This is a genomic window from uncultured Salinicola sp. (genome assembly GCF_937921195.1).
Lineage (GTDB): Bacteria > Pseudomonadota > Gammaproteobacteria > Pseudomonadales > Halomonadaceae > Salinicola.
Genome location: NZ_CALFQK010000155.1, coordinates 21,909 through 47,651, shown reverse-complemented (window position 1 = coordinate 47,651; position 25,743 = coordinate 21,909). Strand labels below are relative to the sequence as shown.

Genomic DNA, 25,743 nt, shown 5'->3' with positions numbered 1-25,743 from the left:
AGCCAAGAGCCAAGAGCCAAGAGCCAAGAGCCAAGAGCCAAGAGCCAAGAGCCAAGAGCCAAAAACGAAGACGCCGCACCCCTGGGTGCGGCGTCTTCGTTTCCGGCCATGGAATCAGGCTGTAGCAAGCGTCGACATTCAGGGTGAGCGGACTACTCGCCGCGTTCGAGCCGGTCGATGAGTTCGTCGAGTTCGGTTTCATCCATGTGCGGTTCGCCCGGGATGCGGTGGGAGCCATCCGCCCAGGCGCCCAGGTCGATCAGCTTGCAGCGCTTGGAACAGAACGGCCGATAGGCGTTTTCGGTCGTCCAGGCAACCGATTGCTGGCACTGGGGGCAGGGGACGGTCAGCCCCTTGCCGGCGCCCTTGTCGTTGCTTGGGTCGTTGGATCGAGTCATAGAGAGATATCGTGTCGGTGGCTAACGTGTCGGGGCGAGGGTGTCGAAGGAGCGTCATCCCGCTGAAGAGCGCAATTGGCGGTACTTGGCATCCAGCCCAGCGACCTGATCGAGCAGGTGTCGTCGAGTGCCTCCATTGTCGATGACGTCGTCGGCGGCTGCAAGGCGGCGCTCCCGGGAGCTCTGCGCCGACAGGATGGACTCCACCTGGCGCCTGTCGACGCCATCCCGCGCCAGGGTGCGCTCGATCTGGACTTCCCTGGGAACGTCCACCACCAGAATCCGGTCGACCAGTTCGTGCTGGCTGGATTCGATCAGCAGCGGCGACACCAGCAGGCAGTAGGGCGCGCCAGCGGCGCGCAGCCTCGCCAGGTGGGCCCGCAGTCGCTGGCGAATACGCGGATGCGTTTCCCCTTCCAGCCAGTGGCGCTCGGCTTCATCGTCGAAGATCCGGGCGCGCAGCGCGCGGCGGTCGAGCGTGCCATCCCGCTGGAGGATCGTTTTGCCGTAGCGCTCGACGATGGCCGCCAGCGCGGGTTCGCCTGGCATCACGACCTCTCTGGCGACATGGTCGGCGTCTATCCAGCCGATGCCGAGAGCGCCGAAGGCGTCGGCGACGGCGCTCTTGCCGGAGCCGATGCCGCCGGTGAGCCCCACCACCATGGTGTCGTGCGCGTTGGCCGTCAGGGTCATCCCCAGCCTCCCAGCAGCAGGTTGCGGTAGACCGCCAGCAACGGTTCGCCGACCAGCAGCGCGATCCACCCGGCGAGAGCGATATAGGGGCCGAAGGGCATCGCCTGGTTCCGCTCTTGTCGTCGCATGGCGATCAATGTCATGCCGGCGATCGCGCCGACCCCGGCCGACAGCAGCAGCAGCAGCGGCAGGCTTTGCCAGCCGAGCCAGGCACCGAGGGCCGCCATCAGCTTGAAGTCGCCATAGCCCATGCCCTCCTTGCCGGTGGTCAGCTTGAACAGCCAGTAGACCGACCACAGCGAGAGATAGCCGGCGATGGCTCCCAGCACGGCGCTCTCCAGCATCAGCGGTGCGAACAGCCATTGATAGAGCAGGCCGGCCCACAGCAGCGGCAGGGTCAACGCGTCCGGCAGCAGTTGGGTGCGCCAGTCGATGACCGCCCCCGCCAGCAGCGTCAGGCAGGCACCGATCAGCCACAGGCTCTGCCAACTGATGCCGTGCAGTGCGATGACCGCCACCGCCAGTATCGCCGAGGCCAGCTCCACCAGCGGATACTGCGCGCTGATCGATGTGCCGCACGCCGCGCAACGCCCCCGGCGCTTGAACCAGCCGACCAATGGCAGATTGTCGTGCCAGGCGATGAAATGCCCGCAACCGGGGCAGTGCGAGCGTGGCGTTGCCAGATTATAGCGGGGAGTGGCCTCCGCGGGTTGCTCCAGTGCCTCCAGCGCTTCCGCGCGCCAGCGGCGCATCAGCATGACCGGCAGACGCACGATGACCACGTTGAGGAAGCTACCCAGCGTCGCGCCGAGCACGAAAGCCAACGGCCAGGTAAGCAAAGGAGGAAGATCTAACAACGGATACTCCACGAACATCGAATAAATAGTCAGCGCTAAGGGTAACGTACCCATAGGTCGACCGCTTTCAACAACGGCTGGTCGAGCGCAGCCCGTTCGTAACTAAATTGCGGAGCCCATCTGGAAGATGGGCAGATACATCGACACGACCAGCCCGCCCACCAGCGTGCCCAGCACCACCAGGATGAAAGGTTCCAGCAGCGACGTCAGCGCGTCGACCTGGTTGTCGACCTCTTCCTCGTAGAACTCCGCCACCTTGTCGAGCATGGTGTCCAGCTCACCGGCTTCCTCGCCGATGCTCACCATCTGGACCGCCATGAGTGGGAAGACGTTGGTGCGACGCATGGCGAAGTTGAGCTGCTGCCCTGTCCCCACGTCCTCGCGAATACTGGCGATGGCTCGCTGATGAACGCGGTTGCCGGTGGCTCCGGCGGCGGTGTCCAGCGCTTCCACCAGCGGGATGCCGGCATTGAACGTGGTCGCCAGGGTGCGCGAGAAGCGGGCGATCGATCCCTTGTCGACGATATTGCCGAGCACCGGCAGCTTGAGTATCAGCTGGTGGGCGCGATAGGCGAAGGCGGGTGATCGTCTCATGGCCTGGCGCAGGCAGAAAACGAGCGCCGCTGCGGCGAGAATGGCCTGCCACCAGTAGGCCTGGGTCAATTCGGACAGCTGCACGGTGAACTGGGTAAAGGCCGGCAGCTCGGCGCCGAAACCATTGAAGAGACTCTGGAACTGGGGGACGACCTTGACCAGCAGCAGTGCGGTAACGCCGATGCCGACCAGGATGACCGCGGCCGGATAGTAGAGCGCCTTCTTGATCCGATTCTTGAGCGTCTCGACCTTCTCGCGATAACTGGCCACCCGCTCGAGCATCTTGTCCAGTGCGCCCGACTGCTCGCCGGCGGCGACCATGTTGACGAACATGCGGTCGAAGCGGGAAGGGTGCCTGGCCAGCGCCTCCGAGAAACTGGAGCCGGCGCTGATGTCGTTGGCCAGCGTCTCCACCAGGTTGCGCATCGCGGGATTCTTGAGCGTCTCGGCGACCACCTTGCAGCCCTGGAGCAGCGGTACGCCGGCCCGGATCATGGTCGCCAGCTGACGGGAAAAAAGCGTGATGTCGCGGGACGCGATACGCCCCAACCCGAACAGACCGGTCTTGCGGGTGATGCGCTTGACGATGATCTTCTGGCGCGTCAGTTCCTTGCGGACCTCGTCGATATCGGTGGCGATGAGCTCGCCGGCCACGGTCTCCCCGCGCAGGTTCTTGCCGCGCCACTGCCAGCGGTGCATCACCACCCGGCGGGGCGCCTTGGGGGCCTTCACCGGCCTGGTTCGCTTGAGGGTCGTCGCCATGATCGCGTCCTGTCTGGTAGGCCGGGCGTCAGTCGGTGCCTTTAGTCCGTAGTTACGCGGTTGATCTCTTCGAGGCTGGTCAGGCCCTGAAGCACCTTGTCGAGCCCGCTCTGGCGCAGTCCCGCATGGCCGGCGTCCCGCGCCGCGCGGGCCAGTTCGAGCGCGTGGCTGTCCGCCATGATCATCTGGCTCATCGCCTCGTTGACCGGGACCACCTCGTAGATCCCGATACGGCCCTTGTAGCCCAGCGTGCAGTGGTCGCACCCCACCGCGCGGTAGAGCGTGGCACCCGCCAGCCTGTCGGCGGAGACGCCCTCCTGGCGCAGCACCTCGGCGGGGATCTCCGCCGGTACCTTGCAGCGCGGGCATAGCAGCCGCGCCAGGCGCTGGGCGATGATCAGCGACACCGAGCTGGCGATATTGAAGCTGGCGACGCCCATGTTGCGCAGGCGGGTCAGCGTCTCGGCGGCCGAGTTGGTGTGCAGGGTCGAGAGCACCAGATGGCCGGTCTGGGCGGCCTTGATCGCGATCTCGGCGGTCTCCAGGTCGCGAATCTCGCCGACCATCACCACGTCCGGGTCCTGGCGCAGGAAGGCGCGCAGGGCGCTGGCGAAGTCGAGCCCGACCCGCGGCTGCACGTTGACCTGGTTGACGCCGGGCACCTTGAGCTCCACCGGGTCTTCCGCGGTCGAGATGTTGCGCTCCTCGGTATTGAGCAGGTTGATACCGGTGTAGAGCGTCACCGTCTTGCCGCTGCCGGTGGGGCCGGTGACCAGGATCATGCCCTGGGGCTCGGCCAGCGCGGCCTCGAACAGCCGACGCTGGGCGGGCGCGAAGCCCAGCGCGTCGATGCCGAAGCTGGCGGTCTCGGCATCCAGCAGACGCAGCACGACCTTCTCGCCGAAAACGGTGGGCAGCGTGTTGACGCGGAAGTCCATGGCGCGCTTGGCATCCAGGCGGATCTTCATTGCGCCATCCTGGGGCAGGCGGCGTTCGGAAATATCCAGGCGCGCCATCACCTTGAGCCGGGCGGCGAGACGGGTGCGCAGGTTGAGCGGCGGCCGGGCGATCTCGATCAGCATGCCGTCGACCCGAAAGCGGATCCGGTAGCTCGACTCGTAGGGCTCGAAGTGGATATCGGACGCGCCGCGATGGATGGCGTCGCGCAGGATCTTGTTGACGAAGCGCACCACCGGCTCGTCGTCGTCGCCGCCCTTGTCGAAGGCGGCGGCCTCGTTTTCCAGATCGGCTTCGCTGGTATCCAGCGTCAGTGACTCGCTGGCCTCCCCCAGCGCTTCCAGCATGCCGGAGGCCTCCTGGCGCTGGTAGCGCTTGGCCAGGGCGCGTTCCAGCTGATCGAACGGCACCAGCACGCCCTCGATCGCCAGCCCAGTGGTGAACTGCAGCTCGTCCAGGCTGGCCAGCGTGGCGGGAAAGGCGATCGCCACGGTCAGCCGGCGGTCGTCGCGGGCCAGCGGCAGCACCTGAGAGCGGCGCATGACCTTGTCCGCCACCGGTTCGATGACGGGTAGCTGATCCCAGTCGATCTGCTTCAGGTCCAGGAACGGCAAGCCGTACTCGTGGGCTGCCAGCACCCCGGCCTGGCGGGCGTCGATCCTGCCTTCTCTCACCAGGAATTCCAGCAGCGTCAACTGCCTCTCGGCGGCTTCGCGGAACGCCTGCTCGCAAGCCTCCGCGCTGATCAGTCCCTGCTCGATGAAGCGCTGGGCGAGTCCGCTTTGCGCGCGGGATGGCATGGCTTCCGACATCAGAAGGCGCCCCTTGGATGACGACGTGAGCAGCGAAATCGAACGGCCAGCGAGTGGTTGGTCGATCGACGACGACCGGCATCGTGAGAGCCCCTGTGGAGCGGGATTCACTACCGGGATGACCCAGCTATCGGCGTAGCGCCATTTTTCTTTAAGTATTCTTCGCCAGCTGCCGATAAACCGCCTGCAGTGTCACCAATAGTAACTTTGCGTATCTTCGTGTGTGGGGGCGGACAGCCGCGGGCGGTCATGAAGGGCCCAAGACTCGAAACCGCGAGCGCGGTACGCAAGGCAAGGGGGCGTCCGGTGGGCGGCGCGAGTGGCACCAGTCCCAACGGCTCAACATTGGCAAGGCAGGGAACCATGATGCAGAAGAACCCGAAAGCACCAACCCGCCGGCAGGGTGGCTTCACCCTGATCGAGCTCATGATCGTCGTCGCGATTATCGGCATCCTCGCCGCCATCGCGATCCCGCAGTATCAGAATTACATCGCGAGATCGCAATTTGCCGAAGCACATACGTTGCTTGGTGGGGCTAGAGTGGCTGTTCAATCACTAGTGGATCAAGGGCGTACCACGGGTGACACATCAGCGGAGGGTAATAATAACCCTTACGATGTCGATAACCTTGGGATTGGGGCGGAAGGGCAATACGGCGCTATAACTGCTGTAGTAGGTCCGGCCACAGCTGGTTCGGATGCCAAGATTACCTACACGTTTGGTTCCGCTCCGCCTGATGCCGATGGTAACACTGGTGATGTAGATGTCAGTGCTGACCTGAACGAAGGCACTGTTACTTACACCTATTCCGATAGTGGCGGTTCGTGGGGTTGGGAGTGCACGACAAATGTTCCACAGAAGTATGTTTCGAATTGCGAACAGGAATAGATCCTCTAGGCCGGCACCCGCCGGCCTTGCTTTTTATTCTCTTCTCTCTTCTCTCTTCTCTCTTCCAGCTTAAAGCTCACGGCTTAAAGCTCACGGCTTACAGCTTACAGCTCAATAAAGCGCCTTCTCCTCCCCCACGACCTCCCGCAACACCTCAAGAAACAGCCGGTCGGCCTCCGAATGCTCGCTCGGGTCTTCCGGGATATGCACGCTGGTGGTATCCGAGATCTCGTTGGCGATGGTCGCCCAGGCCTTGGGGTCGTTGCTGCCATCCGAGTGACGCTTGGCGATGGCCAGCGAATTCTCGAGAATGCCGGGCTCCTGCAGCAGCTTCTTGATGAAGGCGCGCAGCTCCTGGATGACGCGGTTTTTCTGCATTTCCGAGGCGGAACTCATGGATGACTCTCCTGTGGTGGGCGGCGAGGGCGTGTCCGGACTCGGCGTGCCGCCAAGCCTTCGCGCTCATGCGCTCTGATGGCGCCACCATAGCATATCTCGTCGCACCGCCAGAGCCCGCGGGGCGCGCTGAAAGAGAGGCGGATGCCACTCTGGGCGAGCGCTTTCCACTGGCGGCCTTTCACTCCACGGTGAGCGCTTGCGAAGCCGAGCCGTCGACGAGAAAAGCGGGTAAAGCCGTGTCTTGCGTCTCGCGATGGCCTATCATCGCCGCGATTTATTCGCCGCGGCGGGGTGAGGCCTCCCGCGGGCGGAGAGATCGGGCTCGAGTGGACGGAACCGGGAGGAAGTCTTGCAAGACGCCAAGCCGATTTTCAAGATTCTGGCGCTGCTGTTGATCGTTTTGGCGCTGTTCATGTTGCCGCCGGTGATCCTGTTGGGGCTCGAAAACGATCCCGACCTGTGGGCGTTTCTCAAGTCGATGGCGGTGGTCGCGGTGGTCTCGGGTTCGCTGCTGGCCTGGACGTGGCAGACGGCGGTCGAGTTAAAGACGCGCCACATGTTCATCCTCACCACCTCGAGCTGGGCAGTGATCAGCGCCTTCGCCAGCCTGCCGCTGGTGCTGGGAGCTCCGCAATTGTCGTTCACTGATGCGGTATTCGAGTCGGTTTCCGCCATCACCACCACCGGCTCCACCGTGCTCTCCGGCATCGATGACCTGTCCGACGGCCTCAAACTGTGGCGCGGGTTGATGCAGTGGCTGGGCGGGATCGGGATCATCGTGATGGCGATCGCGATTCTGCCGTTCCTGAAGGTCGGTGGCATGCGCCTGTTCCAGACCGAGTCCTCCGACTGGTCGGACAAGGTGCTGCCCCGGGCCGGCGGTATCGCCAAGGCGTCCACGATCATCTATCTCGGGCTCACGCTGGCGGCGATCCTGAGCTATCGCCTGGCGGGCATGGGCACGCTGGACGCCATCGTCCACGCCATGAGCTCGGTCTCCACCGGTGGCTTCGCCAACTACGACGCCTCGTTCGGCATCTATCACGATCGCCCGCTGATCCTGTGGCTGGGCTGTCTGTTCATGCTGGGCGGGGCGTTGCCGTTCGTGCTCTACATCAGGCTGCTGCGCGACAGTCGCGGCGCGCTGTGGCAGGACCAGCAGGTGCGGGGGCTCGTCGGTCTGCTGCTGGTGGTGATCGCGACGCTGACGCTCTATCGGATCCTGGCCTTCTCCGACGCGCCCTTCCAGGCACTGACGGATGTCGCTTTCAACGTGATCTCGGTGGTGACGACCACCGGCTACGCCAGCGCCGACTACACCCAGTGGGGGCCGCTGGCGGTCACCACGTTCTTCTTCATCACCTTCGTCGGCGGTTGCAGCGGGTCGACCAGCGGCGGCATGAAGATCTTCCGGTTCCAGATCGGGGGGCTGCTGCTGGCCAACCAGCTGCGCTACCTGGTGCATCCCAGTGGCGTGTTCGCCCAGCGCTACAACGGCCGGCCACTCAACGACGAGGTCGTGCGCGCGGTCATCGCCTTCTCGTTCTTCTTCTTTCTCACCGTGGCGGTGCTGGCGCTGGCACTGGCCGCGCTGGGCCTCGACATGGTGACCGCGATCACCGGGGCGGCCACCGCCCTGGCCAATGTCGGGCCGGGGCTGGGGAACACCATCGGACCCGCCGGCAACTTCGCCTCGCTGCCGGATGCGGCCAAGTGGCTGCTGTCCCTCGGCATGCTGATGGGGCGCCTCGAGATTCTCACGGTGCTGGTGCTGATGACGCCGTTCTTCTGGCGCAAGTAGCGGTGTGGCGGAGTGTCATCCGCTGCGCCGGCCGGTCGGGGCGAGGCGACGCTTGAGGCGTGGCAGCAGCCGGCGCTTCCAGGTGCGTTGCAGGCTTCTCATCCAGGCCGGCTTGCGCCGCAGCCGTGCTTCCCGCGGTGTCAGCGCCTCGCCGGTCAGGCGGGTCTTGAACTTGAGTCCGCCGGCGATATCGCTGCGCTGCAGGGGGCGCAGCAGGAACCGGAGCAGTCGACCGCCTGGCAGGTAGAGCGCCGCGGCAAAATCGATCAGCACCACGCGACCCCGGCTCATGATGATATTGGAGCCGCGCACGTCGTTGTGGACGATCGAGCTGCGGTGGAGTGAGGCGAGCGCAGCCATCAATTGGGCGAAGGCGATCGGGTTGGTGAGATCCGCCGCTTCGCTCAGCAGCTCGCCGGGCACGTACTCCAGCAGCAGCGCCAGCTTGCCGGCCTGACCGATCACCTTGGGCGCATGGGGCCAATGGCGAAGGCGTTCCAGAATCCGTGCCTCGTGGTGCAGCAGCAGGCGCGCCGGAATCGCCAGCCAGCTGCCGGCATAGCGGCTGTAGTCCTTGCGGATCACCGGTCGGCCCGCGTGAATGTCAAGATAGACATCGGCCTTGAGCAGCCCGGTGCCGTGCTGGAGGGTGGTGGGCGTGAACGGCGTTGGTGCCGAAAGCGGTAGCGCTTTTGGAGGCGGCATGGCCGAGCCGGCAGCGTCGGACGCCTTGGCGGGTGACACGGTAGCGGGGTCGAGAGGAGCGTTCATGGTCAGGAATGTGAATACGCTAATTAGCTGGCTAATTTTAAGCGTATTTTAAGGAAATTTTACCGCTCGCGCCAGTGGCTGGTCGGTACCGGCAACCGTGCCGCCGGCAAAAGACGGGTTCGAGTGGACCGGAGGCGGGCAAGCCGTCTCCGGTCCAGGAGTCGCCATTGGCGGATGGCGGCGGGGTGAGGAGGGGTGGTCCCGGTCGATGCCGGGACGATCTGACGTCGGCGCCGACGGCTCAGGCGTCGTGACGCTGGGGCTTGCCGGCCCGATTCAGGATCGGGTTGGCATATTGCAGCAGCCACCAGCGTTGCAGCGGTTCGGGGACGGCCGCCAGCTGGTTTCGGAACTGCTCGCGATCTTCGGGAGTCACGCCGCTCAGATCCACCAGTTCCGGGGCCAACCCGGTTTCGGCCAGTGCAAGCTGATGGCTGGGGAAGGTCGGATAGTTCTCCAGCACCTGCCGGTCGATTTCGTCGGCGACCTCGTCGGCGGTGCCGAACTCGGCCGACAATGGCGTGCCGAACACCAGCTTGACCCGGCCCTTGTTGCCGGTGATGCCGGAGACGATGGAGAAGATGTCCTCGAACTCCACCTTCCTGTAGGTGCCGTCGGTCTCCTTGGCATGCAACTCGCGGGCCTTGTTGACCGCGCAGGGGTCGTACTCGTAGCTGATCGAGACGGGAACGATCTTGAGCTCGCGCACCGCGCTGCCGATGTCGCTGTCGCCCTCTTCCAGACGGCGTGCCATGCAGAGCATCTTGACGATGGCGCTATCGGTTCGATCGACGCCATCCTTGGCCCGCCCTTCGCGCTGGGCCAGCCACACCGAGTGGTTGTCGTCGGTGATCGAGTGGCGGATATAGCCCGAGAGCGACTGATAGGCTGCCAGCATCGCCCGCTTGCCCTTGATAGAGCGCGGCACGATGAAGCTCTTGTTGAGCCGCATCAGGTCGGTGACGAAGGGTTTCTGCAGCAGATTGTCGCCGATGGCGATGCGAACGGTGTCGTGGCCCGCGAGATAGAGCGCGTAGTTGACGAAGGCCGGGTCGAGGGCGATATCCCGATGGTTGCCGATGAACAGGTAGGCCTGCCCCGTATCCAGTCGCTCCAGGCCCTCGACATCGAATCCGTGGGTCGTGCGGCTGATCATGTGCGCCATGTAGTCGGCGATGCGCAACTGGAAGTCGCGCACGGTGGTCACGCCGCGCATCTCGCGCTGCAGCCGGAAGCTGGCGAGCATCCGCGCCAGCGGCGGGGCGAAGCGGGCCAGCCGTGGCAGGCGGTAGCGAGTGATCGCGTCCAGTAGCTCGCTGTCATGAGCGAGACGGGCCAGCACGGCCTCGACCTCTTCGTCGTGGTAGGGGCGAATGTCGGCGAACCGGTCGAGGTCGATCGCCGCCTCGGCGCTGTGCGGGTTGGCGGTCACGCCACCACTGCCGGTTCCGGTGTTGTTGTCGGTATCGGGATGAAGCGTCATGGCGTCGGTGCTGCCGGATCGGCTTCGCCGCCCAGCCATTCGATCAGTTGGTCGACGAAAGTCGCCAGCGTTTGCGACATCAGCGCGAAGTCCGTTTCCAGAGAGACGATCGGGTCGTCGCCGTCGTCACTCTGACTGGCTTCGTCCAGCAGGGCGTCGTCGAACTTGAGAGATTTGAGCGCCAGGTCGTCGTGCAGCATGGCACGAAGCTGTCCTTCGCTGCCGAGGCTGAGCTGGCTGGCCTGACGGCCGTTCTCGAGCAGCGACTGGATCTCTTCGCTATCGAGGTCGACCTGGCGCGCGCGCAATACGCCTTCGTCCTCGGCCGCGCGCAGCTCCACCTGGTCACCAAGCATCAGGCTGGCGGGGCGGCTGGCGGGGTCGCTCAGCCACTGGGTCATGCCGCGAGACGGCGGCGTCTTCGTCGCCAATGGCGTCACCTTCAACGAGCCGAGCGTCTGGCGCAGCAGGTCCAGCACCTCCTCGGCGCGCTTGCGACTGGAGGCGTTGATGCCGATCAGGCGCTTGCGGGTATCCCACCACAACTCGACGCGCTGGGTGCGGGTGAAGGCCTGGGGCAGCAGCTCCTCCATGACCTGTTCCTTGAGCAACTGGCGCTCGCGTCGCGATAGCGGCTGGCCCTCGGCCTGCTCGCGCGCCTCGCTGCGCTCAGCGACCTCGTCGTTGACCACCGCCGCCGGCAGCAGGCGCTCCTGGCGCAGCATCGACAGCAGTCGATGCCCCTGGATCTCGTGGGCGCGCTGATCGCCGCGACGGCCCGCCGGTGCACTCCACCCAACCCGGCGCGCCTCGCGCGGGGAGACGGGGCGAAACGCGAATTCTGCCAGTGCGGTTTCCAGGTCCTCCAGGGAGAGAACCTCGACGTCATGGCAGCGATACAGATGACAGTGCTTGAACCACATGCGCCCGCTCCGTTTGAAAGGAGGCATATTATGTCGAAACGACCCAGGCGTTACCACCGAGGTTGGTCGTCGATGTTTGCGCGACTGTTTCAAACGGGCGTATGTTTTGAAGCTGCGAGCGACAGACGATCGGGAAGAGAGCTGGCGTCAGCGCCGTCTTGCCGTCGCGGCATCGACAACAGTCATCACGGAGGTTTGCATGGATTCACGTATCACGGTAACCGAGGTTCGCGTCCGGGGCTTTCATCTCGACGGCTACGGCCACGTCAACCATGCCCGCTATCTCGAGTTCCTCGAGGAGGGGCGCTGGGCCTACGTCGATGCCCATCCGGAGTTCGCCGACGGACTGGCTCGGGGCGTGGCGCTGGTCGCGGTCAATCTCAATATCGATTATCGCCGCGCAGCCGTCATGAACGATGACCTCAAGGTCGAAACCTGCCTGATCCGAGTCGGTGGGCGCAGCGGTGTGGTCGGGCATCGGATAACGCATATCGGCAGCGGTGAGCTGGTGGCGGCCGCCACGCTGACATTCGTGCTGCTCGACCAGCGCAGCGGCCAGGTGGTTCCGATGGAGGGGGAGTGGGCGGAGCGATTGGGACCGCTGGTGGTCGATGCGCCAGAAGGGAAGTAGAAAAGCCGTCCAAAGCACGTCAACGCCTGCCTTTAAAGCCCCTGAAATGGTATGATCCCGTGATTGTGCGGCCAAGCCACTTGGCCGCCTTGTCGGGGCTTTATTAACGCTGCCACGGCCGGACGCCGGTCGTGGCAGCGGTGCAAAGGATTTGACGACCCATGGGTGATATCGCCAGAGAAATTCTGCCAGTCAACATCGAGGATGAGCTCAAGCAGTCCTATCTGGACTATGCGATGAGCGTCATTATCGGGCGCGCGCTTCCCGACGTCCGCGATGGCTTGAAGCCGGTCCACCGTCGCGTGCTCTACGCGATGCACGAACTCGGCAACGACTGGAACAAGCCATACAAGAAGTCGGCGCGTGTCGTCGGCGACGTGATCGGTAAATATCACCCCCACGGCGACAGTGCGGTCTACGACACCATCGTGCGCATGGCGCAGCATTTCTCGATGCGCCATGTGCTGGTCGACGGCCAGGGCAACTTCGGTTCCATCGATGGCGACAATGCCGCGGCGATGCGTTACACCGAGGTGCGCATGGCGCGCCTCTCCCACGAGTTGCTGGCGGATCTCGAGAAGGACACCGTCGACTGGGTCGACAACTACGACGGCACCGAACGGATCCCCGAAGTGCTGCCGACCAAGGTGCCGAACCTGCTGATCAACGGCGCTTCCGGTATCGCGGTCGGCATGGCGACGAACATCCCGCCGCACAACATGGTCGAGGTGATCAACGGCTGCCTGGCGTTGATCGAGGATTACACCCTGACGGTCGATGACCTGATGGAGTACATCCCCGGGCCCGATTTCCCCACCGCCGGCATCATCAACGGCCGTGCCGGCATTCTCGAGGCGTATCGCACCGGTCGTGGCCGCATCTACGTGCGTGCCAAGCATACCGTCGAGTTCGACAAGAAGAGCGGCCGCGACCACATCGTCATTACCGAGCTGCCCTATCAGGTCAACAAGGCGCGGCTGATCGAGAAGATCGCCGAGCTGGTCAAGGAGAAGCGGGTCGAGGGCATCGCGGAGCTGCGCGACGAGTCCGACAAGGAAGGGTTGCGCGTGGTCATCGAGATCAAGCGCGGCGAATCGGGCGATGTCGTCGTCAACAACCTGTTCGCGCACACTCAGCTCGAGAACGTGTTCGGGATCAACATCGTCGCGCTGGACGACGGCCAGCCCAAGACGCTCAACCTCAAGCAGCTGCTCGAAGCCTTCGTCCGCCACCGGCGTGAAGTCGTCACTCGCCGCACGCTGTACGAACTTCGCAAGGCTCGCGAGCGCGGCCATCTGCTCGAAGGCCTGACCGTCGCGATCTCCAACATCGATGAAGTGATCGAGCTGATCAAGGCGTCGCCCAATGCCGCCGAGGCCAAGGACAAGCTGCTCGCTCGCGACTGGCAGCCAGGCCAGGTCACCGGCATGCTCGAGCGCGCCGGGGCGACCTCGTGCAAGCCGGAGGATCTCGAGGAGGGCTACGGGCTGTCCGACGACAGCGCCATGTACCGGCTGTCTCCGGCCCAGGCCCAGGCGATCCTCGAGCTGCGTCTGCACCGCCTGACCGGGCTCGAGACCGAGAAGCTGCTCGACGAATACCTGAGCATTCTCGAGAAGATCGCCGAGCTCAACCACATTCTGGCCTCGCCGGATCGCCTGCTCGAGGTCATCCGTGAAGAGCTGGAGGCGATCCGCGATCAGTACGGCAACGAGCGCAAGACGGAGATTCACACCAGTCGTCTCGATCTCTCCATGGAAGACCTGATCGCCGAGGAGGACATGGTGGTCACGCTCTCCCGTGGCGGCTATGCCAAGACCCAGCCGATCACCGACTACCAGGCGCAGAAGCGGGGCGGGCGCGGCAAGTCGGCGACCAGCATGAAGGACGAGGACGTCATCGAGCACCTGGTGGTGGCCTCGACCCACGACACCATGCTGCTGTTCTCCAACCGCGGTAAGGTGTACTGGCTCAAGACCTACGAAATGCCCAACGCCAGCCGCGGCTCGCGGGGCAAGCCGCTGGTCAACATGCTGCCGCTGGACGCCGGCGAGTCGATCAACGCCATTCTGCCGGTGCGGGACTACAACCCGGACAGCTACATCTTCTTCGCCACCGCCAGCGGCACGGTCAAGCGCACCTCGCTGGACCAGTTCTCCCGGCCGCGCAGCGTGGGGCTGATCGCCATCGACATCGATGAGGGCGATCGGCTGGTCGGCGCCGCGATCACTTCCGGTTCGGACCACGTCATGCTGCTGTCGTCCAACGGCAAGGCGATCCGCTTCGAGGAGGGCAATGTCCGCGCGATGGGCCGTACCGCACGCGGCGTTCGCGGCATGCGCCTGCTCGATGGCGCCGAGGTGATCAGTCTGATCATCCCCCAGAGCCAGACCATCGATGCCGACGCGGACGCCGAAGCCGACGATCAGGCCGATGCCGAGAATGACGGCAGCAATGGCAACGACGAGCAGATCTATATCCTGACCGCGTCGGAGAACGGCTACGGCAAGCGCACCCGGCTCGAGGAGTTCCCGATCCGCGGGCGCGGCGGCCAGGGCGTGATCGCGATGCAGACCACGGCGCGCAACGGCTCGCTGGTGGCGGCGATGCAGGTGCGCTCGAGCGACGAGATGATGCTGATCACCGATCGCGGCACGCTGGTCCGCACCCGGGTTGCCGAAGTCTCGATCAGCTCCCGCAACACCCAGGGCGTGACGCTGATCCGCACGGGTGACGACGAGCGCCTGGTCAAGACGGTGCGTGTCGACGAGCCCCAAGAGGACGAACTGGCCGAGGGTGAGCTGGCCGAAGACGTCGTCGACGAAAACGGCAAGGCCGAGAACGCCGATGCGAATGTCGACGGGAAGGTCGATGACGCTTCCGGCGACGAATCGAATGACGGCAAGTCGGAAGACGAGTGAGCGGGGTCCGCTCCGGGCGATCGTGCCCGGAGCGGTCGACAGTAGCGCTTTCGGCAGTGGTTGGTTGTCGGCGATGGCCGTTTTCGGCTGCCACTGTGGTCAGCAATGATTCAGATCCAGGAATTCAGGCAATGACACGTCTGCACAACTTCTGTGCTGGTCCGGCGGCGATGCCGTCCGCCGTTTTGGAGCGCGCTCGCGAGGAGATGCTCGACTACCGAGGACAGGGTCTTTCGGTGATGGAGATGAGCCACCGCAGCCCGACGTTCGAGGCGATCGCGGCCCAGGCCGAACGGGATCTGCGCGACCTGCTGGCGATCCCCGACAACTACCGCGTGCTGTTCATGCAGGGCGGCGCCACCCTGCAGTTCGCCTGCGTGCCGCTCAATCTGCTGGGGCAGGGCGGTACCCCCAACTATCTGGATACCGGGATCTGGTCCACCAAGGCGATCAAGGAGGCGAATCATCTCGCCGGCGCTCACGTGGCGGGCTCGACGCAGGGCAATGGTTACGTCCATGTGCCGCGCCCGGACGAGATCGCGCTCTCGACCGATGCAGCCTACCTGCACTACTGCCACAACGAGACCATCGGTGGCCTGGCATACGATTACGTGCCAGAGGTGGACGTGCCGCTGGTCTGCGATATGTCATCGTCGATCCTCTCCGCACCGCTTGACGTCAGCCGGTATGGGGTCATCTACGCCGGGGCCCAGAAAAACATCGGACCCGCCGGGATCACCGTCGTCATCGTTCGTGACGATCTGCTGGAACGCGCCTTGCCGCAGGCACCGTCGCTGCTGGGCTGGAAGGTGTATGCCGACAACGACTCGATGATCAATACGCCCCCGACCTATGCCTGGTATCTGGCTGGCCTGGTGTTCCAGTGGCTCAAGCAGGACGTTGGCGGCCTGGCCGAGATGGAGGCGATCAACCGGCGCAAGTGCGAAGCGCTCTACGCGACGATCGACGCCAGCGATTTCTACGCCAATCCCATCGATCCGGCCAACCGCTCGATCATGAACGTGCCATTCACCCTGGCCGACGAGGCGCTGAATTCGACGTTCCTGAAGGAGGCGGAGTCGGAAGGGCTGCTGAATCTCAAGGGGCATCGCAGCGTCGGCGGCATGCGGGCCAGCCTCTACAACGCCGTCAGCGAAGCCGACGTACAGGCGTTGATCACTTTCATGCGGGATTTCGAGCGCCGCCGCGGTTGATGAGCGGAGCTTCACCCAACGACATCACCCTACAGTCATCAGGAAACGGTCATGAGTGACTCCTCGAATTCGCCGCTGGACCTGGCTGCGCTTCGACAGCGCATCGACACCATCGACAGCGAACTGATGCGCCTGATCAGCGAGCGTGCCGAGTGCGCCGCCCAGGTGGCCCATGTCAAGACCGCGGACGACCCCGATGCCGTCTTCTATCGCCCGGAGCGCGAGGCGCAGGTGCTGCGCCGGGTGATGGAGGAAAACCCCGGCCCGCTTCACCGCGAGGAGATGGCCAGGCTCTTCCGCGAGATCATGTCCGCCTGCCTGGCGCTGGAAAAGCCGATCAAGGTGGCGTACCTGGGGCCGGAAGGCACATTCACCCAGCAGGCGGCGCTCAAGCATTTCGGCCACAGCGCCATCAGCTTGCCGATGGCGGCCATCGACGAAGTGTTCCGTGAGGTGGAGGCGGGCGCGGTCAACTACGGTGTGGTGCCGGTGGAGAATTCCACCGAGGGTGTCGTCAACAACACGCTGGACTCGTTCATGGATTCCGGCCTGCACATCAGTGGGGAGGTGGTGCTGCGTATCCACCACCATCTGCTGATGTCGAGCATCACGCGGCAGGACAAGATATCGCGGATCTACTCGCATCCACAGTCCTTCGCCCAGTGCCGCAAATGGCTGGATGCCCACTACCCTCATGCCGAGCGCGTCGCGGTCTCTTCCAACGCCGAGGCGGCGCGACTGGTCAAGACCGAATGGCACAGCGCGGCGATCGCCGGCGACATGGCGGCTCAGCTCTACGGGCTCGACCACGTCGCGGAGAAGATCGAGGACCGCCCCGACAACTCCACGCGATTCTTGATCATCGGCAACGAGTCGGTGCCGCCGTCGGGTACCGACAAGACCTCGGTGGTGGTCGCCATGCGCAACGAGCCCGGTGCGCTGCACGCGCTGCTCGAACCGTTCCATCGCCACCATGTCGACATGACCCGTCTCGAGACCCGCCCGTCGCGCACCGGTGCGTGGAACTACGTCTTCTTCATCGACTTCAAGGGGCATGTCGACCAGCCCGGGATCGCGAGTGTGCTTGAGGAGGTGCGTGGCCGCGCGCAGGACATGAAAGTGCTGGGTTCCTACCCGGTGGGCGTGCTTTAAGATGCGGGTGAGTGACACATCGCCGGTGGATCCCACGGTGCTGATCGTGGGGCTGGGAATGATCGGCGGCTCGCTGGCCGCCGCGCTCAAGTCCGGCGGCTATGGTGGGCGGATACTGGCCTGCGACCCCAACCTCGAGGAGATCGACACCGGCCTCGAGATGGGCGTGATCGACGACGGGGGCAGCGATCTCGCGGCGCTGGTCGCCCAGAGTGGCCTCGTCGTGGTAGCGGTGCCGGTCCTGGCCATGGGGCGGGTTTTCGAGCAACTGGCCCCGGTCCTCGGCGATCGCGTGCTGACCGATGTCGGGAGTACCAAGCGCCGCGTTTGCGAGGCGGCGAGGGAAGCCTTCGGTCGTCTGCCGGTCAATTTCGTTCCGGGCCATCCCATTGCCGGTTCCGAGAAAAGCGGCGTGGCCGCGGCCAACCCGGCGCTCTACCGTCATCACAAGGTCATCCTGACGCCGGAGGCTGACACCACGCTGGCAGCCATCGCCACGGTACGGGCGCTATGGCAACGCTGCGGGGCGGAAGTGCTCGAGATGCCGGTGGACCGGCACGATCAGGTGCTGGCGCGGACCAGCCATCTGCCGCACCTGCTGGCGTTCTCGCTGGTCGACACGCTGGCCCGCCAGGACGAGCGGCTGGAGATATTCCGCTACGCCGCCGGCGGGTTTCGGGATTTCACCCGGATCGCCGGTAGCGATCCGGTGATGTGGCGCGATATCTTCACCGCCAACCGCGATGCGCTGCTGGGTGCGCTGGATGATTTCGAGACCGGCCTGGCGCGATTGCGGGCGGCCGTCGAGCAGGGCGACAGCGACGCCATGCTGGGCACGTTCGATCGCGCCAGTCACGCCAGGTACTATTTTGAAACGCTGTTGAATCAGACGAGTTATCAGACCATGGAAGCACGACAGGTTCAGTACCGGGTGTCGCCCGGCGGTTCGGTCAACGGCCGGATTCGCGTTCCCGGCGACAAGTCCATCTCTCACCGCTCGATCATGCTCGGCGCACTGGCCAATGGCGTCACCGAGGTCAAGGGCTTCCTCGAGGGGGAGGATAGCCTGGCGACGCTACAGGCGTTCCGCGACATGGGTGTCGCCATCGAGGGGCCGCACCAGGGGCGGGTGACGATCCATGGCGTGGGCCTGCACGGGCTGAAAAAGCCGGCCGGTCCGATCTACGTGGGGAACTCCGGCACTGCCATGCGGCTCTTTGCCGGCCTGCTGGCGGGACAGGCCTTCGACACCGAGTTGACCGGAGACGCCTCGCTGACCAAGCGCCCCATGGCACGGGTTGCCGACCCGCTGCGGCTGATGGGGGCGAGGATCGACACCGCGGAAGGTGGGCGACCGCCGCTGCGGATCCACGGTGGCCAGTCGCTGAAAGGCATCCACTACGACATGCCGATGGCCAGCGCCCAGGTCAAGTCCTGCCTGTTGCTGGCGGGGCTCTACGCCGAGGGCGAGACCCGCGTGCGCGAGCCGGCCCCCACCCGGGACCATACCGAGCGCATGCTCAACGGCTTCGGCTACAAGGTCGATCGCGCTGGCGACCTGGCGACATTGCAGGGTGGCGGGGCGTTGACCAGTGCGCCGATCGACGTGCCGTCCGATATCTCCTCCGCCACTTTCTTCCTGGTGGCGGCAGCGATCACGCCGGGTTCCGATCTGGTGCTCGAGCACGTCGGCGTCAACCCGACCCGCATCGGCGTGATCAACATTCTCAAGCTGATGGGCGCCGATCTGCGCCTGGAAAATCCGCGCGAAGTCGGCGGCGAGCCGGTGGCCGATCTGCACATTCGTTATGCACCGCTCAAGGGTATCGACATTCCCGTCGATCAGGTGCCGCTGGCGATCGACGAGTTTCCGGCACTGTTCGTTGCCGCGGCCAACGCCGAGGGCACGACCCGTCTGCGCGGGGCCGAGGAGCTGCGGGTCAAGGAGTCCGACCGCATCCAGGCGATGGCCGATGGCCTCGAGATTCTGGGCGTCGAGACCACCGTCTACGATGACGGTATCGATGTGGTCGGTAGTGTCAGCGAGGGCCCGAATTATCAGGGCGGGCAGGTGGACAGTCTCGGTGACCACCGCATCGCCATGGCCTTCACCGTCGCCGCCTTGCGGGCCGGCGGACCGATAGCGATCGACGACTGCGCCAACGTGGCGACGTCGTTCCCCGGTTTCGTCGCGCTGGCCAACAAGGTGGGACTCGAGCTGACGGAGGTATCGGCATGACGACAGTGGCGCCGGTTCTGACCATCGACGGCCCGGGCGGGGCCGGGAAAGGGACGATCAGCCGCATGATCGCCGAGCACATGGGCTGGCACCTGCTGGACTCCGGTGCCCTCTATCGCCTGACGGCGCTGTCGGCGATGCGCAATGGCGTGGCGGTCGACGATGCCGAGGCGCTCTCCGTGCAGGCCCAGGAGCTCGACGTGGTGTTCGCCGTCGAGGATGGGGCAATGCAGATCCTGCTGGAAGGCGACGACGTGACCACGGCGATTCGCAGTGAAAGCGTCGGCAACGCGGCGTCCCAGGTAGCGGCGCTGCCGCCGGTTCGCGCCGCGCTGCTCCAGCGTCAGCGCGATTTCTGCAAGACGCCGGGGCTGGTCGCCGATGGACGTGACATGGGGACCGTGGTCTTCCCCGATGCACCGCTCAAGATCTATCTCACCGCCTCCGCCGAGGAGCGGGCGCGTCGACGCCTGCTGCAATTGCAGCAGGCGGGCGAAGATGCTAGACTCTCGACCCTTTTGGAAGAAATCCAAGCGCGCGACGCGCGCGATATGCAGCGCTCGGTGGCCCCGCTCAAGCCCGCTGAAGATGCGGTCGAGCTGGACACCACGCAGCTGGATATACCGGAAGTCGTGGAGCGTATCGAAACGCTGCTCGCCGAACGAAAGCTGGCCTGAGACCCACCGGTTTCAGGTCGGTTCTCCGGCAGAAGCCGACGACGCACTTCCGCTCCCGGGGCCCCTGGCAAGATGTCATGACGTGCAACGACCCGACTGAAAAGTCGCTGCAGGTCGAACCAGCGCCAACATCCCCAGGGATATGTCGATAAGGCCCGTGCTCGCTGGTGGTACGGAGGAAGACGGTACAACCGTCATCAACGTTGATCACGTAGGAATCACATGAGCGAAAGCTTTGCTGAGTTGTTTGAACAGTCTCTCCAGGACATCAACATGGAACCCGGTGCCATCGTCATGGCGACCGTGGTTGACATCGAAGGCGACTGGATCACCGTCAACGCCGGTCTGAAGTCCGAGGGGCAGATCCCCGCGGCGCAGTTCCGTGACGACAATGGCGAAATGACCATTGCTGTCGGTGACGAAGTCAAGGTGGCGCTGGAAGCCGTCGAAGACGGTTTCGGCGAGACCCGCCTGTCACGCGAGAAGGCCAAGCGCGCCGAAGCGTGGAAGGAACTGGAAGCGGCCTTCGAGAAGGACGAGATCGTCAAGGGCGTGATCAACGGCAAGGTCAAGGGCGGCTTTACCGTCGACGTCTCCTCCATTCGCGCCTTCCTGCCGGGCTCGCTGGTCGATGTGCGTCCGGTACGCGATACTGCGCACCTGGAGCACAAAGAGCTGGACTTCAAGGTCATCAAGCTCGACCCGAAACGCAACAACGTCGTCGTTTCCCGCCGTGCCGTTCTCGAAGCCGAGAACAGCGCCGAGCGCGAGGCGCTGCTGGCGACCCTGCAGGAAGGCCAGCAGATCAACGGTATCGTCAAGAACCTCACCGACTACGGCGCGTTCGTCGACCTCGGTGGCGTCGACGGCCTGCTGCACATCACCGACATGGCCTGGAAGCGAATCAAGCATCCGAGCGAGATCGTGGCTGTCGGCGACGAGATCAACGTCAAGGTCCTCAAGTTCGATCGCGAGCGCAACCGCGTATCTCTGGGCCTGAAGCAGCTGGGCGAAGATCCGTGGGTCAACATCGTCGACCGTTATCCGGAAGGCATGAAGGTCAACGCCCGCGTCACCAATCTGACCGACTACGGCTGCTTTGCCGAGCTGGAAGAGGGTGTCGAAGGCCTGGTTCACGTCTCTGAAATGGACTGGACCAACAAGAACATCCATCCGTCCAAGGTGGTTCAGGTCGGTGACGAAGTCGAAGTCATGATTCTCGACATCGACGAAGAGCGTCGTCGTATCTCCCTGGGTATCAAGCAGTGCACCACCAACCCGTGGGAAGACTTCAGCGGTCGCTACAACAAGGGCGACCGTGTTGCCGGCACCATCAAGTCGATCACCGATTTCGGTATCTTCATCGGCCTGGAAGGCGGCATCGACGGTCTGGTTCACCTCTCGGACATCTCCTGGAGCGAGACCGGCGAAGAAGCCGTTCGTCAGTTCAAGAAGGGCGATGAAGCGGAAGCGGTCATCCTGTCGATCGATCCGGAGCGTGAGCGCATCTCGCTGGGTATCAAGCAGCTCGAGTCCGATCCGGTCTCCGAGTTCCTGGCTGTCAACGACAAGGGTGCCGTGGTCACTGGCCGCATCATCGAAGTCGATGCCAAGGAAGCCCATGTCGAGCTGGCGACTGACGTCGTGGCCGTGCTCAAGGCGTCCGAGATCAGCGCCGATCGCGTCGAAGATGCGCGCAACGTGCTGAACGAAGGCGATAGCGTCGAAGCCAAGATCGTCAACGTGGATCGCAAGAGCCGCGTCATCAACCTCTCCATCAAAGCCAAGGATCAGGTCGATACGCGTCGCAGCATGGGTAAACTGCGCGATCAGGATGTCGAGCCCAACGGCCCGACCACCATCGGTGATCTGATCAAGCAGCAGATGGGCCAGGACTGATTCATCGAATCCGGTCCTGCCGAACAAAAACAGCGCCTACGGGCGCTGTTTTTTTTGGTGCCGCCGTTCAGCCGACCGTGCCAGCCGCTGGCAACGCTCGGAAGATTGATGGAAAACGCGTGGCCTCGGTGCCGAGATCAGCGGCCGAACCAGGTTCGGAAGCGTGGCGACGAAGTGGGTGGCTGATGGGTGACGGAAAGGTGCCGGACCGCTTGCCCCAGCGGAGCGCCGATGGCCTGGAGATGGTGTCGGCAGAGGCGCTGGTCGAGGGCGCCGGGGCACTGCGCCATCAACAGACCGCAGTGGTAGATCGCCTCCTCGAGCGGTGCGTGGACGGGCTTGAACGGTGAGGCACTGCGGCGGCAGCGTTGCAGTTCGCCCAGCAGCATCTGCAGGGTCTGTGCGTCCAGCCAGCAGCGGCTGCTGTCATCGCTCCGGGTCATGACCGAGCTCTCGATGGCCTGGAAGGAGACCTGAAGAAAGACGCAGGTGTAGTAGAGCTGGGAGCGTTCGGAAGTCATCGCCGTCATCGCTTTTTGATGAGATCGATTCCCATTCTCTATCTGGCCGGTCTGACTGTCAAAGGACTTTGCCTGCTGATCTAGCCGTCTCGGCTTGAACCTTCCAGTGCATTGAGTACACCACGCAGAATCGAAAGCTCCTTGCGACTGGGCTCGGCGCGGGTGAACAGTGCGCGGAGGTGAGCCTCGGTCCTGGCGTGGGGCTGCGTCAGGAATCCGGCGCTGTCCAAGGCGCGGTGCAGGTGGGTGTAGAAGTGGTCCAGTTGCTCCATCGTCGGATAAGGGCCATTGGCCTTGGGCATCTGCTGTGCTTCCCCCTGGATACGGGATTGGCGGAACGCCTCGTAGGCCACGATCTGCACGGCCTGGGAGAGGTTGAGCACGCCATAGTCCGGGTTGGCAGGGATGTTCAGCTGATGCGTGCAGTGGCCGATCTCCTCGTTGGTCAATCCATATCGCTCCCGCCCGAAAACGATGGCGACCGGCCCCTCCGGCAGGCGGCGCCACAGTTCGGCGGCCATCTGGTCCGGTTGATGGTAGCAGGGCAGTGGCAGGCTGCGCAGTCGGGCGCTGGCGCCGATGACCTGTACGCAGTCGCCAATCGCCGCCGACAGGGAGTCGACGACACGACAACCCTCGACGAGATCGGCAGCGCCAGCGGCAAGGCGGGTGGCCTCCTCATCGGGAAACTGGCGTGGGGCGACCAGGACCAGGTCGCTCAGGCCCATGGTCTTCATCGCGCGCGCGCTGGCACCGATATTGCCGGGGTGGAACGTCTGGACGAGAACGATGCGAATGCGATCCAGCATGCGCGAAAAACTCCTGCGGGCAAGAATTCGGGGTGTCGCCGAAGGCTTCCGGGCGAGCCGAAGGCCCAGCCGACTCGGCAACAAAAAAGCCCCGCCAGAAGGCGGGGCTTTCCATGATACCTGAAAGGATCAGGCGGTGGCGGGGCAGTGATTACATCATGCCGCCCATGCCACCCATGCCGCCCATGTCCGGAGCGCCGCCACCTGCCGGTGCGTCGTCCGGATCTTCGGCCACCATGGCTTCGGTGGTGATCATCAGGCCGGCGACGGAAGCCGCGGACTGCAGCGCGGTGCGTGTCACCTTGGCCGGATCGAGGACACCCATTTCGAACAGGTCGCCGTATTCGCCGGTCTGCGCGTTGTAGCCGAAGTTGCCTTCGCCTTCCTTGACGCGATTGACGATGACGGAAGCCTCTTCGCCTGCGTTGGTGACGATCTGACGCAGCGGGGATTCCATGGCGCGAAGCGCGATGGCGATACCGTGGGTCTGGTCTTCGTTGTCACCGGTCAGGCCCTGGATCAGGGTCAGGACGCGAACCATGGCGGTACCGCCACCAGGCACGACGCCTTCCTCGACCGCAGCGCGAGTGGAGTGCAGGGCGTCTTCGACGCGAGCCTTCTTCTCCTTCATCTCGAACTCGGTCGCCGCACCGACGCGGATCACGGCAACGCCGCCGGCCAGCTTGGCGACGCGTTCCTGCAGTTTCTCGCGATCGTAGTCGGAAGAGGTCTCTTCGATCTGCGCGCGGATCTGTGCGACACGCGATTCGATGTCGGACTCGACGCCGGCACCATCGATGATGGTGGTGTTCTCCTTGGACATGGTGATGCGCTTGGCGCTGCCCAGGTGGTCGAGGTTGGCCTGTTCGAGGCTGAGACCGACTTCTTCGGAGATCACGGTGCCGCCGGTCAGGATCGCGATGTCCTGCAGCATGGCCTTGCGACGATCGCCGAAGCCGGGCGCCTTGGCCGCAGCCACCTTGACGATGCCGCGCATGTTGTTGACGACCAGCGTCGCCAGCGCTTCGCCTTCGATGTCTTCGGCGATGATCGCCAGCGGCTTGCCGGCCTTGGCGACGGCTTCCAGTACCGGGAGCAGTTCGCGGATGTTCGAGACTTTCTTATCGACCAGCAGGAGGTAGGGGTCTTCGAGCTCGACCGCCATGGTGTCCTGGTTGGTGACGAAGTACGGGGAGAGATAGCCGCGATCGAACTGCATCCCCTCGACGACTTCCAGCTCGTCCTCGAAGCCGCGACCTTCGTCGACGGTGATGACGCCTTCCTTGCCGACTTTCTCCATCGCTTCGGCGATGATCTCACCGATGCGCGCATCTCCGTTGGCGGAGATGGTACCGACCTGAGCGATGGCCTTGGCGTCGGTGCAGGGTACGGAGAGCGCCTGGATATGCTTGACGGCCTCGACGACGGCCTTGTCGATGCCGCGCTTGAGATCCATCGGGTTCATGCCGGCGGCGACGCCTTTCAGCCCTTCGTTGACGATGGACTGGGCCAGTACGGTGGCGGTGGTGGTACCGTCACCCGCGGCATCGGAAGTCTTGGAGGCGACTTCCTTGACCATCTGGGCGCCCATGTTCTCGAACTTGTCCTTCAGTTCGATCTCCTTGGCCACGGAAACGCCGTCCTTGGTGACGGTCGGCGAGCCGAAGGATTTCTCCAGTACGACGTTGCGACCTTTCGGCCCGAGCGTCGCCTTTACCGCGTCGGCGAGAACGTTGACGCCACGTGCCATGCGCTTGCGAGCATCATCAGAGAACTTGACTTGTTTAGCTGCCATTGTTCGATCTTCCTAATGTAATGCGTGAAATCGTGATGAATCGTCTAGCTTCGGCCGATCAGCCTTCGACGACGGCCAGGATGTCGCTTTCGCTCATGATCAGGACTTCTTCACCGTCGACCTTCTGTTTCTCGACGCCGAAGCCTTCCTTGAAAATCACGGTGTCGCCAACCTTGACGTCCAGTGCGCGAACTTCGCCGCTCTCGAGGATACGGCCATTGCCCACTGCCAGGACTTCACCGCGTGTCGGCTTCTCCTGGGCACTGCCCGGAAGCACGATGCCGCCAGCAGTTTTCTGCTCTTCTTCTTTGCGACGTACGATGACGCGATCGTGCAAGGGACGGATTTTCATTGCTCACGTTCTCCTGATGGTTGCATGTTACAAATGCACGTTCCCACATGAGCCAGGCTCAAGGGGCGAAGGCTTGCGCCTTCCGGTTAATGGGCCTGACGGCCTAAAGCTGTCGCTGCTGCCTTGATTGGGTCTGGCCAGCCGGTTTCAAGGGGCGGCCTGAAAATTTTATCGCCGGGCGGCGGCAAGGTAGGG

Annotated in this window: 22 protein-coding genes; 9 read left to right on the top strand and 13 right to left on the bottom strand. The window is 64.1% G+C overall.

Annotation, left to right across the window (positions count from 1 at the left end):
* Positions 1 to 152: 152 nt before the first annotated feature.
* The 5 genes from yacG to pilB all read right to left on the bottom strand — a co-directional run bounded on the left by yacG (position 153) and on the right by pilB (position 5,073).
* On the bottom strand, positions 153 to 398 hold the full coding sequence (gene yacG, locus Q0602_RS17610; RefSeq protein ID WP_298845962.1) for a DNA gyrase inhibitor YacG: 246 nt from the start codon (positions 396 to 398) through the stop codon (positions 153 to 155).
* 54 nt (positions 399 to 452) lie between these two features.
* Positions 453 to 1,061, bottom strand: a complete 609-nt coding sequence (coaE, locus tag Q0602_RS17605) for a dephospho-CoA kinase (RefSeq protein WP_298845967.1) — start codon at positions 1,059 to 1,061, stop codon at positions 453 to 455.
* Between the two features lie 26 nt (positions 1,062 to 1,087).
* Positions 1,088 to 1,948 (bottom strand): A24 family peptidase, encoded by an 861-nt coding sequence (locus Q0602_RS17600; protein ID WP_298845959.1) that lies wholly within the window; start codon positions 1,946 to 1,948, stop codon positions 1,088 to 1,090.
* Positions 1,949 to 2,050: 102 nt separating this feature from the next.
* A complete protein-coding gene (locus Q0602_RS17595; protein WP_298845957.1) occupies positions 2,051 to 3,304 on the bottom strand; it encodes a type II secretion system F family protein in 1,254 nt (417 codons plus the stop codon).
* 41 nt (positions 3,305 to 3,345) lie between these two features.
* Complete coding sequence (pilB, locus tag Q0602_RS17590) at positions 3,346 to 5,073, bottom strand: type IV-A pilus assembly ATPase PilB (RefSeq protein ID WP_298845955.1); 1,728 nt, start codon at positions 5,071 to 5,073, stop codon at positions 3,346 to 3,348.
* 363 nt (positions 5,074 to 5,436) lie between these two features.
* Here pilB and Q0602_RS17585 point away from each other — a divergent pair, with 363 nt between their 5' ends.
* Positions 5,437 to 5,961 (top strand): pilin, encoded by a 525-nt coding sequence (locus Q0602_RS17585; protein WP_298845953.1) that lies wholly within the window; start codon positions 5,437 to 5,439, stop codon positions 5,959 to 5,961.
* Between the two features lie 111 nt (positions 5,962 to 6,072).
* On the opposite strand, the gene Q0602_RS17580 is transcribed toward Q0602_RS17585, so the two are convergent.
* Complete coding sequence (locus tag Q0602_RS17580; RefSeq protein WP_110602865.1) at positions 6,073 to 6,357, bottom strand: hypothetical protein; 285 nt, start codon at positions 6,355 to 6,357, stop codon at positions 6,073 to 6,075.
* A 352-nt stretch (positions 6,358 to 6,709) separates the two neighbouring features.
* On the opposite strand from Q0602_RS17580, the gene Q0602_RS17575 reads away from it, so the two are divergent.
* Positions 6,710 to 8,161 (top strand): TrkH family potassium uptake protein, encoded by a 1,452-nt coding sequence (locus Q0602_RS17575; RefSeq protein WP_295039369.1) that lies wholly within the window; start codon positions 6,710 to 6,712, stop codon positions 8,159 to 8,161.
* Positions 8,162 to 8,176: 15 nt separating this feature from the next.
* On the opposite strand, the gene Q0602_RS17570 is transcribed toward Q0602_RS17575, so the two are convergent.
* From Q0602_RS17570 to Q0602_RS17560, 3 genes are all read right to left on the bottom strand, one after another.
* Complete coding sequence (locus Q0602_RS17570) at positions 8,177 to 8,866, bottom strand: RIO1 family regulatory kinase/ATPase (RefSeq protein ID WP_298845951.1); 690 nt, start codon at positions 8,864 to 8,866, stop codon at positions 8,177 to 8,179.
* A 307-nt stretch (positions 8,867 to 9,173) separates the two neighbouring features.
* The gene (locus Q0602_RS17565; RefSeq protein ID WP_295039366.1) at positions 9,174 to 10,415 is read right to left on the bottom strand and encodes a 1-acyl-sn-glycerol-3-phosphate acyltransferase; all 1,242 of its coding nucleotides are present in this window, start codon (positions 10,413 to 10,415) and stop codon (positions 9,174 to 9,176) included.
* Positions 10,412 to 11,338, bottom strand: coding sequence for a recombination-associated protein RdgC (locus Q0602_RS17560; protein WP_295039365.1), 927 nt, complete (start codon positions 11,336 to 11,338; stop codon positions 10,412 to 10,414). The genes Q0602_RS17565 and Q0602_RS17560 overlap by 4 nt, the downstream gene beginning before the upstream one ends.
* A gap of 199 nt (positions 11,339 to 11,537) precedes the next feature.
* On the opposite strand from Q0602_RS17560, the gene Q0602_RS17555 reads away from it, so the two are divergent.
* The 7 genes from Q0602_RS17555 to rpsA all read left to right on the top strand — a co-directional run bounded on the left by Q0602_RS17555 (position 11,538) and on the right by rpsA (position 22,071).
* A complete protein-coding gene (locus Q0602_RS17555; protein ID WP_298845950.1) occupies positions 11,538 to 11,969 on the top strand; it encodes a thioesterase family protein in 432 nt (143 codons plus the stop codon).
* A gap of 161 nt (positions 11,970 to 12,130) precedes the next feature.
* Positions 12,131 to 14,890: a DNA gyrase subunit A gene (gene gyrA / locus Q0602_RS17550; RefSeq protein ID WP_295039361.1), complete on the top strand. Its 2,760-nt coding sequence runs from the start codon at positions 12,131 to 12,133 to the stop codon at positions 14,888 to 14,890.
* 131 nt (positions 14,891 to 15,021) lie between these two features.
* Positions 15,022 to 16,104 carry a 3-phosphoserine/phosphohydroxythreonine transaminase gene (serC, locus tag Q0602_RS17545; RefSeq protein WP_298845948.1) on the top strand — a complete coding sequence of 361 codons (1,083 nt, stop codon included), beginning with the start codon at positions 15,022 to 15,024 and terminating at the stop codon, positions 16,102 to 16,104.
* 51 nt (positions 16,105 to 16,155) lie between these two features.
* The gene (pheA, locus tag Q0602_RS17540; protein WP_295039358.1) at positions 16,156 to 17,256 is read left to right on the top strand and encodes a prephenate dehydratase; all 1,101 of its coding nucleotides are present in this window, start codon (positions 16,156 to 16,158) and stop codon (positions 17,254 to 17,256) included.
* 7 nt (positions 17,257 to 17,263) lie between these two features.
* Entirely contained in the window at positions 17,264 to 19,495 is a 2,232-nt protein-coding gene (locus Q0602_RS17535) for a bifunctional prephenate dehydrogenase/3-phosphoshikimate 1-carboxyvinyltransferase (RefSeq protein WP_298845946.1), read from the top strand.
* Entirely contained in the window at positions 19,492 to 20,172 is a 681-nt protein-coding gene (gene cmk, locus Q0602_RS17530; protein WP_295041169.1) for a (d)CMP kinase, read from the top strand. Before Q0602_RS17535 ends, cmk begins: the two co-directional genes overlap by 4 nt.
* A gap of 222 nt (positions 20,173 to 20,394) precedes the next feature.
* Positions 20,395 to 22,071 (top strand): 30S ribosomal protein S1, encoded by a 1,677-nt coding sequence (gene rpsA, locus Q0602_RS17525; protein WP_298845943.1) that lies wholly within the window; start codon positions 20,395 to 20,397, stop codon positions 22,069 to 22,071.
* Between the two features lie 137 nt (positions 22,072 to 22,208).
* Here the strand turns inward: rpsA and Q0602_RS17520 are convergent, their stop codons facing one another.
* From Q0602_RS17520 to Q0602_RS17505, 4 genes are all read right to left on the bottom strand, one after another.
* Positions 22,209 to 22,592, bottom strand: a complete 384-nt coding sequence (locus Q0602_RS17520) for a hypothetical protein (RefSeq protein ID WP_298845941.1) — start codon at positions 22,590 to 22,592, stop codon at positions 22,209 to 22,211.
* A gap of 80 nt (positions 22,593 to 22,672) precedes the next feature.
* Positions 22,673 to 23,401 carry an RNA methyltransferase gene (locus Q0602_RS17515; RefSeq protein WP_298845939.1) on the bottom strand — a complete coding sequence of 243 codons (729 nt, stop codon included), beginning with the start codon at positions 23,399 to 23,401 and terminating at the stop codon, positions 22,673 to 22,675.
* A gap of 151 nt (positions 23,402 to 23,552) precedes the next feature.
* On the bottom strand, positions 23,553 to 25,196 hold the full coding sequence (gene groL / locus Q0602_RS17510; RefSeq protein WP_298845937.1) for a chaperonin GroEL: 1,644 nt from the start codon (positions 25,194 to 25,196) through the stop codon (positions 23,553 to 23,555).
* 58 nt (positions 25,197 to 25,254) lie between these two features.
* Positions 25,255 to 25,548 (bottom strand): co-chaperone GroES, encoded by a 294-nt coding sequence (locus Q0602_RS17505; protein WP_071232843.1) that lies wholly within the window; start codon positions 25,546 to 25,548, stop codon positions 25,255 to 25,257.
* Positions 25,549 to 25,743 lie beyond the last annotated feature (195 nt).

Bases quoted from the DNA above. Each gene is read 5' to 3' on its own strand.
- yacG (WP_298845962.1), bottom strand. From the start codon at position 398: ATGACTCGATCCAACGACCCAAGCAACGACAAGGGCGCCGGCAAGGGG.
- coaE (WP_298845967.1), bottom strand. From the start codon at position 1,061: ATGGTGGTGGGGCTCACCGGCGGCATCGGCTCCGGCAAGAGCGCCGTC.
- Q0602_RS17595 (WP_298845957.1), bottom strand. From the start codon at position 3,304: ATGGCGACGACCCTCAAGCGAACCAGGCCGGTGAAGGCCCCCAAGGCG.
- pilB (WP_298845955.1), bottom strand. From the start codon at position 5,073: ATGTCGGAAGCCATGCCATCCCGCGCGCAAAGCGGACTCGCCCAGCGC.
- Q0602_RS17585 (WP_298845953.1), top strand. From the start codon at position 5,437: ATGATGCAGAAGAACCCGAAAGCACCAACCCGCCGGCAGGGTGGCTTC.
- Q0602_RS17580 (WP_110602865.1), bottom strand. From the start codon at position 6,357: ATGAGTTCCGCCTCGGAAATGCAGAAAAACCGCGTCATCCAGGAGCTG.
- Q0602_RS17570 (WP_298845951.1), bottom strand. From the start codon at position 8,866: ATGCCGCCTCCAAAAGCGCTACCGCTTTCGGCACCAACGCCGTTCACG.
- Q0602_RS17565 (WP_295039366.1), bottom strand. From the start codon at position 10,415: ATGACGCTTCATCCCGATACCGACAACAACACCGGAACCGGCAGTGGT.
- Q0602_RS17560 (WP_295039365.1), bottom strand. From the start codon at position 11,338: ATGTGGTTCAAGCACTGTCATCTGTATCGCTGCCATGACGTCGAGGTT.
- Q0602_RS17555 (WP_298845950.1), top strand. From the start codon at position 11,538: ATGGATTCACGTATCACGGTAACCGAGGTTCGCGTCCGGGGCTTTCAT.
- gyrA (WP_295039361.1), top strand. From the start codon at position 12,131: ATGGGTGATATCGCCAGAGAAATTCTGCCAGTCAACATCGAGGATGAG.
- serC (WP_298845948.1), top strand. From the start codon at position 15,022: ATGACACGTCTGCACAACTTCTGTGCTGGTCCGGCGGCGATGCCGTCC.
- pheA (WP_295039358.1), top strand. From the start codon at position 16,156: ATGAGTGACTCCTCGAATTCGCCGCTGGACCTGGCTGCGCTTCGACAG.
- cmk (WP_295041169.1), top strand. From the start codon at position 19,492: ATGACGACAGTGGCGCCGGTTCTGACCATCGACGGCCCGGGCGGGGCC.
- rpsA (WP_298845943.1), top strand. From the start codon at position 20,395: ATGAGCGAAAGCTTTGCTGAGTTGTTTGAACAGTCTCTCCAGGACATC.
- Q0602_RS17520 (WP_298845941.1), bottom strand. From the start codon at position 22,592: ATGACTTCCGAACGCTCCCAGCTCTACTACACCTGCGTCTTTCTTCAG.
- Q0602_RS17515 (WP_298845939.1), bottom strand. From the start codon at position 23,401: ATGCTGGATCGCATTCGCATCGTTCTCGTCCAGACGTTCCACCCCGGC.
- groL (WP_298845937.1), bottom strand. From the start codon at position 25,196: ATGGCAGCTAAACAAGTCAAGTTCTCTGATGATGCTCGCAAGCGCATG.
- Q0602_RS17505 (WP_071232843.1), bottom strand. From the start codon at position 25,548: ATGAAAATCCGTCCCTTGCACGATCGCGTCATCGTACGTCGCAAAGAA.